The sequence below is a fragment of the Corallococcus llansteffanensis genome (assembly GCF_003612055.1).
In the GTDB taxonomy this organism is placed as follows: Bacteria; Myxococcota; Myxococcia; order Myxococcales; family Myxococcaceae; genus Corallococcus; species Corallococcus llansteffanensis.
Window position 1 is genome coordinate 1 of sequence record NZ_RAWB01000567.1, and the last position, 6,442, is coordinate 6,442.

Annotated in this window: 5 protein-coding genes; 2 read left to right on the forward strand and 3 right to left on the reverse strand. The window is 73.1% G+C overall.

Going from position 1 to position 6,442, the window contains the following annotated elements; translation table 11 throughout:
- Positions 1-308: 308 nt before the first annotated feature.
- Together D7V93_RS35220 and D7V93_RS35225 are read left to right on the forward strand one after the other, a co-directional pair.
- Positions 309-1,058, forward strand: a complete 750-nt coding sequence (locus D7V93_RS35220; RefSeq protein WP_120647532.1) for a HEAT repeat domain-containing protein — start codon at positions 309-311, stop codon at positions 1,056-1,058.
- Positions 1,055-1,813 (forward strand): methyl-accepting chemotaxis protein, encoded by a 759-nt coding sequence (locus D7V93_RS35225; protein WP_120647533.1) that lies wholly within the window; start codon positions 1,055-1,057, stop codon positions 1,811-1,813. Before D7V93_RS35220 ends, D7V93_RS35225 begins: the two co-directional genes overlap by 4 nt.
- An 89-nt stretch (positions 1,814-1,902) precedes the next feature.
- Here the strand turns inward: D7V93_RS35225 and D7V93_RS35230 are convergent, their stop codons facing one another.
- The 3 genes from D7V93_RS35230 to D7V93_RS35240 all read right to left on the reverse strand — a co-directional run.
- The gene (locus D7V93_RS35230) at positions 1,903-4,842 is read right to left on the reverse strand and encodes a helicase C-terminal domain-containing protein (RefSeq protein WP_120647534.1); all 2,940 of its coding nucleotides are present in this window, start codon (positions 4,840-4,842) and stop codon (positions 1,903-1,905) included.
- A 57-nt stretch (positions 4,843-4,899) separates the two neighbouring features.
- Complete coding sequence (locus D7V93_RS35235) at positions 4,900-5,322, reverse strand: cupredoxin domain-containing protein (RefSeq protein ID WP_120647535.1); 423 nt, start codon at positions 5,320-5,322, stop codon at positions 4,900-4,902.
- A gap of 80 nt (positions 5,323-5,402) precedes the next feature.
- Positions 5,403-6,442 (reverse strand): hypothetical protein (locus tag D7V93_RS35240; RefSeq protein ID WP_244237691.1); only part of this gene is annotated, 1,040 nt, incomplete at its 5' end.

A 6,442-nucleotide genomic window follows, 5' to 3' on the forward strand; every position in this document is an offset into this window, starting at 1 on the left:
GGAAGGGTGGGCGCGGGCTCCACCGGTGTAGGCCCTGGCGGACGGGGCTTGCCCACCGACGTCAGCCGGTCCGAGTCCCGACACCCGCTCATCCATCCCGCCAGCAGAAGAACACCCGTGAGGATGTGCCCGCGTCCCATTGCGCCCCCAGCCCGCGGCGACCCATCGGGTCCACCGCACCCCATTCGTCCTCCCCCGGGAGGACGTCGCCCATTGTGCGCAAGGAAGGTGGGTGCGATTGCCCGGCGAGGCAACTGTCGTGCACAGGTAAATCGCGGTTACACTGTTGGCACTTCTTTGCCCATCCCATGCGGCTGCCGACAGCACTCCTGCTCTTCCTCTTCCTGCTGCCGTGCGCTGCGCTGGCGCAGGGGGATACGCGCATCACCTTCCTGGGCCGTCAGCTGGAGAAGGGACGGGATCCGCGTGCTCGCTCACAAGCCGCGCTCGTGTTGGGCGCCACCGAGGATCCCGAAGCGGTGACGCCGCTGTGCGGCGCGCTGAAGGACCCCAGCGAGTTGGTGCGCTCGGCGGTGGCCAAGGGACTGGGGGCGCTCCTGGAGCCGGGCGGGCTCGACTGCCTCCAGGCGTACCAGGGGGAGACGGACGCGTCCGTGCAGGCCGCGGTGGCGGAGTCCATCAAGGCCATCAAGGCCTACCAGGCCCGCCGTCCACGCTTTTACCTGGCGCTGGATGCGCTGAAGGACAAGACGGGCGGCATCCCGGCGGACCTCGTGAAGGTGACGGAGGCGCGGCTGCGCTCGAAGCTGGTGCGCCGGGGCGCGCTGATGGCGCCGGTGAAGGAGACGAAGGCGGCGGCCAAGGGCGCGCTGAAGAAGATGGGCGTGCACGGCTACCGCATCACGGCGGAGATCCAATCCACGGACAGCGGAGGCCTTCGCATCGCGATCCTTTGCATGAGCTACCCGGAGCAGTCATTGATGGGGCAGGTGGAAGTCCATGCCGCGGGGGCACCGCCCGCGGATCTTCTGAAGGCCCTGATTCCCCGCGTGATTGATGAAGCCGCGGCGACCTTCGAGTGGAGCAGCGAGACATGACGACGACGACCGCGCCGGCCCCGGAACCGACCCCGGCCCCGGCTCCGACGAAGCGCCGCTGGCGCAACTTCCTCCTGGACGCTCCGTTCCAGCTCAAGCTCACCGGCTACATCGTGGGCGTGTCGCTGGTGCTGGCGGCCCTGCTCGGCATCTTCCTGGTGCGGGCCGCGAACACGCTGATGCACGAGACGGCGACGGCGGTGGATGCCCGCTCGCGCGCGGCGGAGGTGAGCCGCGAGCTGTCCGGGGCCACGCTCTCCAACGAGCTGTTGGCCCACATGGACGATCCGTCCTTCGAGGCGAAGTTCCGCGAGCAGGCGCAGGCCATCGACGCGGGCTACGAGGCGGAGCGCACCGCCATCGTCGCGCAGCGCGCGGAACTGGAGCGCCACCAGCGGCTGACGTGGTGGGTGCTGGGCCTGTGCATGCTGGGCTTCATCGTGGTGGTGGCGCTGGCCACCATCGTGGTGACGCACCGGATGGTGGGCCCGCTGTTCCGCATCAAGCGCATGGTGCGCGAGGTGGCGGACGGCCGCCTGCGCCCGCCGCAGCACGGCCTGCGCGAAGGTGACGAGCTGCAGGACGTCTTCGAGGCCGCGCGCGACATGACGCAGCGCCTGCGCAACCAGCAGGAAGAGGACGCGCGCGTGCTCGCGGAGGCGCTGGAGCAGGCGAAGCAGAAGGGCGTCACCGGGCCGTGGGTGGACGAATTGAGCGCCCTGGAAGCGCGCTTCCGCGAGCGGCTGGCGCGGTAGCAGGGCAGGGCGCGCCTCACATCCGCGCGGTGCCCGCGGCCAGCCCCAGCAGCATCCGCCCCGCTTCACGCAAGCGGGCGCGGGCCGGCTCACACCCGCGCGGTGTCCGCGGCCAGCCCCATCTGCATCAGCTCCGAGTGCAGCAGCAGCCGCGCCTGGGCCCAGGGCATCGCGACGACGCGGTAGCCCGCGAGCGCCTGGAGCAGCAGCGGCCGGTAGCTGGCGTGGCCGGGGTCCGCCACCACGACGATGCCCCGGTCGGTGGTGGAGCGGATGAGCCGCCCGACGCCCTGGCGCAGGAGCAGCAGTGCGCGCGGCAGCCGGTACTGGAGGAAGCCCAGGTACTCGTTGCCGCCCCGGGCGAGCGGCTCCTCGCGCGCGGCCACCAGCGGCCGTGACGCGGGCTCCAAGGGCAGCTTGTCGATGAAGACACACCCCACGCCGCGCCCGGGGATGTCCACGCCCTGCCAGAAGCTCTTGGTGCCCAGCAGCACCGTGCCCGTGTCGCGCTCCTGCCGCGCCGCCAGCGAGCGTCCGTGCCCGCGCGACTGGCGCAGCACTTCAATCCCGTGCGGCTCCAGCCGAGCCTGGACCTCGCGAGCCACCCGCTCCAGCCGCCGCGTGGAGGCGAAGAGGCCCAGCACGCGTCCGCCCATCACCTGCGCCAGCCCGGAGATGCGCCCGGAGGCCCAGTCGATGAAGGGCTCCTCGTGCGCGCGGGGCGCATCCGTGACGAGCACCACCAGCGCCTGCTGTCCCAGGTGGAACGGCGAGGGCGCGCGGAACAGCGGCGGCTTGAGCCCCAGCCGCTTCAGCACGAAGGGGACGTTGTCGCCCGTGCCCAGCGTGGCGGACGCCATCACCAGCGCGCGCTTGTTCGCGGCGAAGTCGCGCGACACCGACTCGGACACGTCCACCGGCTGCGCGCCCACGCTCCAGCGCCCCTTGCGAGGCTCCGCGCGCGCCGCGTAGCACCGCTTCACGTCCGGCTCTCCGGCCAGCTCCCCCGCGAGCACCGCCAGCTCTCCCAGCTCCGTGGTGGCGCCGGCCAGCTCCCGCTCCAGCGAGGGCTGCTTCACCGCCAGCTCCGGCAGCGCCGCCAGCGCCCGCACCGCGAGCAGCGTGTGGATGCGCTGCAGCGCGCCGCGCACCGCGTCCAGCCCCTCGCGCACGGGCTCCCACGCGGGCAGGGCGCGCACGGCGTCCGTCACCCGCAGCTCCGGCGCGTAGGCCGCGTCGTCCGCGTCCTCGCCGGGCATCGCCGACGCGGGCTCGCACAGCGCCGTCACCTGCTCACCCAGCCCGCGCGCCTCCTGGAGCAGCGTGCGCAGCGCGTCGTCCACTTCACCCATGAGCGAGCGGGAGTCGTCGCGGCGCGTGGCCGCCAGCGCCCGGCGCAGCTCCGCGAAGAGGCCCCGGCGTCCATCGCGCCCGTGCAGCCGCTCCGTGAGGCGCAGGAAGGCCAGGTCCGACAGCTCCACCGTGAGCGCGGTGGTGGCCACGTCCTCCAGCTCGTGCGCCTCGTCCAGCACCAGGTGATCCAGGCGCGGGTAGCGCGCGGGCCACGCGAACGCGAGCGACTGGTTGATGACCAGCACGTCCGCCTCGCGCGCCTGGGCCACCGCTGAGTGGTAGAAGCACTTGTGGTGGTGCGGGCACCGCTCGCCCAGCGTCGTCGCCGCCTCGGAGCGCACCGCCGGCACCAGCCCGTGCATCCCGGGGAAGCGCTCGCGGAACCAGTGGCTCAGCCGGTCCAGGTCCCCATCCTGGCTGCGGCGCAGGTACGCGCGCACGTAGGCCCGGGGGGCTCTCGCGGCGTGGTTCATCCCCGGCTCCACGCGCGTGGCCTCCAGCGCGCGGCGGCGGCAGAGGTAGTTCGTCTGCCCCTTCAGGAGCGCGTAGCCGAACCCGCCCCCCGTGGCCTGGTGAAGCCGGGGCAGGTCCTTCTCCAGGAGCTGGTCCTGGAGCGTCTTCGTGTGCGGCGCCACGCCCACCTTCAGCCCGTTGCGCGCGGCGAAGAGGGCCGCGGGCGTGAGGTACGCCAGCGACTTGCCCGTGCCGGTGCCGGCCTCCACCGCCACCTGCCCGCCGTCCGACAGCGTGCGCGCCACCAGCTGCGCCATCTCCACCTGCGCGGGCCGTGACATGAACCCGCCACTCTTCTCCAGCGCGCCGCCCGGCCCCAGCACCTGGGCCACCTCCTCCGGCCGCACCGGCAGCGGCGTCGCGTCCGCCTCCGGCTCGGGGGGAGGACGTGCGCCATGCGCCCGCCGACGCTCTGGCCGCGCCCGCAGGAAGCCGCCCGTCGCCTCCAGCCCCAGCGGCACCGGCGTCGCGCGGCACGCCTCCCACAGCCGGGAGAGCAGCTCCAGCAGCGGACGCGCCTCCGCGTCCATCGCCAGGTCGCGCGCGTCCTCCGGGGACAGGGCCGCGTCCAGGAGCGGCGTGGGCCCCAGCGAGGCGCGGGCGCGAGGGTCCATCGTGGAGAGCAGGTCCGCCACGTCCTCGGCGCGCCCGTCGCGCACGCAGCCGTCCAGCGCGTGCACCAGCACTCCGTGCACCGCCGCGCAGTCGTGGAGCGCGCGGTGCGGCTGCTGTGAGCCCAGCTTCGCCCACCGCATCAGCGACTCCAGCGAGTGGCTGGGCAGCTCCGGGTGCAGGTAGTGCATGAGCTCGCACGAGTCGAGCACCGGGGCCTGGATGGGGCCCAGCACGTCCGGCAGGAAGCCCTTCTCGAAGGGGGCGTTGTGCGCCACCACCGTCCACCCCTTCAGCCGCTCGCGCAGCTCGGCGCGCTCGGTGTCGAAGCGGGGCTGTCCGGCGAGCTGCGCGTCACCCAGCCCGGTGAGGCGGCGGATGGTGAGGTTCAGCGGGCGCGACGCGGAGTACAGGCGGCTGAAGCGGTCCACCTCGCGGCCGTGCTCGAAGAAGAGACAGCCGACCTCGATGACCTCGTCCACACGCGGGTCCAGCCCCGTCGTTTCGAGGTCGAGGAAGACATGCCGGGTGAAGAGCTCCGAGCTGCCCATGCAGGGCGTCGAGCCTACCCGGCCGGGGGGACATCGCCAGTTAACGGAGGGCCAGCGCTAGTCCACGACGAAGGTGCCGGCGATCATCTTCCCCATCGCGCACCCGTACCGGAGCGTCCCGGACTGACTCGGCGTGAAGGCGATCTCCACCGGCGTGTCCAGCGGCAGCTTCGCGTCGATCTTGTACTCGTCCATCACCAGCTCGGTGGCGCACGTCACGTCCGTCTTGCGCGTCACCACCAGCTTCACCGGCTCGCCCTTCTTGAGCTGCACGGCGCCGGGCTCGAAGCCCTTCTCCGTGACGGCCAGGTCCACCACGTGCACGCCGTTCTCCCGCCGCCCCGCCTCCACCGCGGCGGGGGCGTCCGGGGCCTTGGCCGTCGCGTCCTTGGTGCAGGCCTGCTGGGAGGCGCCCGCGAGGATCGCCGCCGCGGTGAGCGCCAGCCAGGGCTTGATGATGCGGGAGAAGAACGGACGCATGGTCAGGGCTCCGGAAGAAAGAAGAGAGGGCGGCCCGGCGTGGAAGCGGGGCCGCCCGGCAGGGACGACAACAGCGGACCTCAGGCCCCGGAGTCCGGCTCCGCGTCGTCGTCGGACGCGTCGTCGTCGGGCGCTGGAGGCGCGTCGAAGCGCAAGAGGGCGTGGAGCGGGATGAACAGCTCGTGGCCCGGCTCGCCCAGCAGCACGTCGAAGCGGCCCACCCGTGCGAGCGGCGCCTCCACCGTGATGCCGTTGCGCAGCACCAGCTTCACCGTCTGACCGATGTGCGGCAGGAACGGTCGCGGGTCCGAATACGGCCGCTTGTCCGGCTGCCGCGCCACCTGCGCCGGCTTCTGGGTGAGCTTCGCGTCCCGGTCCAGGGTCGGCATCAGCCGCTCCCAGTCACCCCGGCGCGCGATGAGCACCACCTGGAGCTTCTCCAGCCGGCCCGTGCGCTCGAAGGTGAAGGTGATGGCCTCCTCCGACAGCAGCGTGTCCAGCAGCGAGCGCTCCGCGAGCACCACCGACAGCTCGGTCTTCTGCTCGATGAACGCGCCCAGGAAGTCCGCCACGAGCGCGTTGTCCACCTGGCCACGCGCCTGCTTGATGGCCGCCTTGCGCTGGCTGCGCTCCTTGCGCGCCATGAACTCCGCCACGGTGAGGCCGCTCTGGAGGATGCCGAACGCGTCCCCCAGGGTGAGGCCCGCCGTCTGGCCCATCAGCTCGTAGACCTGGTCGAAGCGCTTCGCCTCCTCGGCGTGCAGCTTGCGCCAGATGCGCGCCTTCATCTTCCCTTCCAGCTCGCCCTTCGCGATGCGCGCCGGCACGTGCTCGCGCGTCGCCAGCGCCAGGATCTGCTCCGGCGTGGGCGGCGGGCGCGGCGTGGAGGGCCGGGCGCCGAAGCGGCCCGGAGGACCGCCCGCGCGCGGAGGACCGCCCAGGCCGGGCGCCCGGGGCGCGGCGGGCCGTGCCGCCGCTCCAGGCGTGAAGCCTCCGGGCGCGGCGGGCGCTGACGTCGTGGCCGCCGGCACCGGAGGCGCCCGGGGCGCGGGGGCGGACGCGCTCGAGGGGGACACGGGCGTCACCGGCCGTGGCGCCGTGGGCGAAAGCCCCGTGGGCC

Excerpts from the sequence above, each read along its gene's own strand:
- D7V93_RS35220 (WP_120647532.1), top strand. The coding sequence starts at position 309 with ATGCGGCTGCCGACAGCACTCCTGCTCTTCCTCTTCCTGCTGCCGTGC.
- D7V93_RS35225 (WP_120647533.1), top strand. The coding sequence starts at position 1,055 with ATGACGACGACGACCGCGCCGGCCCCGGAACCGACCCCGGCCCCGGCT.
- D7V93_RS35230 (WP_120647534.1), bottom strand. The coding sequence starts at position 4,842 with ATGGGCAGCTCGGAGCTCTTCACCCGGCATGTCTTCCTCGACCTCGAA.
- D7V93_RS35235 (WP_120647535.1), bottom strand. The coding sequence starts at position 5,322 with ATGCGTCCGTTCTTCTCCCGCATCATCAAGCCCTGGCTGGCGCTCACC.